Source organism: Corallococcus caeni, from assembly GCF_036245865.1.
Taxonomy (GTDB): Bacteria; Myxococcota; Myxococcia; order Myxococcales; family Myxococcaceae; genus Corallococcus; species Corallococcus caeni.
Window position 1 is genome coordinate 1 of record NZ_BTTW01000040.1, and the last position, 1,074, is coordinate 1,074.

Annotated in this window: 1 protein-coding gene; it reads right to left on the reverse strand. The window is 70.9% G+C overall.

Features of this window, described 5'->3' with window-relative positions; genetic code table 11:
• On the reverse strand, positions 1-1,046 hold a 1,046-nt coding region (locus tag AABA78_RS38810; protein WP_338270579.1), incomplete at its 3' end, for a condensation domain-containing protein.
• Positions 1,047-1,074: the final 28 nt, after the last annotated feature.

Below are 1,074 nucleotides of genomic sequence, written 5' to 3' on the forward strand. Positions count from 1 at the left end.
TTCTCGAAGGGAATGTCCTGGTGCGCGTAGGCCCCGAGGGTGGCCTCACGCACGCGGCCCAGCAGCTCCACGAAGGTGGGGCCGTCATCCAGGCGGGAGCGAAGGGCGAGCGTGTTGATGAAGAAGCCGATGAGGCCTTCCAGCTCCGCGAAGCGACGGCCCGCGATGGGCGAGCCGACGACGACGTCATCCTGGCCGGAGTGACGCGAGAGCAGCGCTTGCGTGGAGGCCAGCAGGGCCATGAAGAGCGTGGCGCCGTGCCGCTGGGCCAGCGTCTGCAAGGCCTGCGAAAGCTCCAGCGGGAGCAGGAAAGGGACGGAGGCGCCGGAGAAGGACTGGACAACGGGACGAGGGAAGTCGGTGGGCAACTCCAACGCACGCGGCGCACCGGCCAGGTGCTGGCGCCACCACGAGCGCTGCCGCTCCAGGGCCTCTCCCTGCAACCAGTTGCGCTGCCAGAGGGCGTAGTCCGCGTACTGGAGGGGCAGTGCCGTCAGGGGAGAGCCAAGGCCAGCGGAGAAGGCGCGGTAGAGGGCGCCCAACTCACGCACGAGGATGCCCATGGACCAACCGTCGGAGACGATGTGGTGCATCGTCACGAGCAGCACGTGGTGGTGCTCGGCGAGCCTCAGCAGGGAGGCGCGCAGCAGCGGGCCCTTCGCGAGGTCGAAGGGGCGCAGGGCTTCGGCGCCTGCGAGACGCCGGGCCTCGGCTTCGCGCGCGTCCGGGGCGAGGTGCTCCAGGTCCCGCACGTCCAGGGCGAAGTCGGCGGTGGCGTGGAAGCGCTGGACGGGTTCACCCGCGTGCGCGTGGAAGGTGGTGCGCAGGGACTCGTGACGCTGGAGGAGCTCGCGGAAGGAGCGCTCCAACGCCGCGAAGTCCAGCGGCCCTTCCAGGTGCAGGGCGCTCGGGATGTTGTACGTGGCGGTTCCCGGCTGGAGTTGATCCAGGAACCACAGCCGCTGCTGCGCGAAGGAGAGGGGCGCTTCGTCGCCCCGGGCGATGGCGCCCGGCGGAGGCAGGGCGGTGCCTTCCGCGGCCTGCAAGGCTTCCTCCACGCGGAGGGCGAGGCGG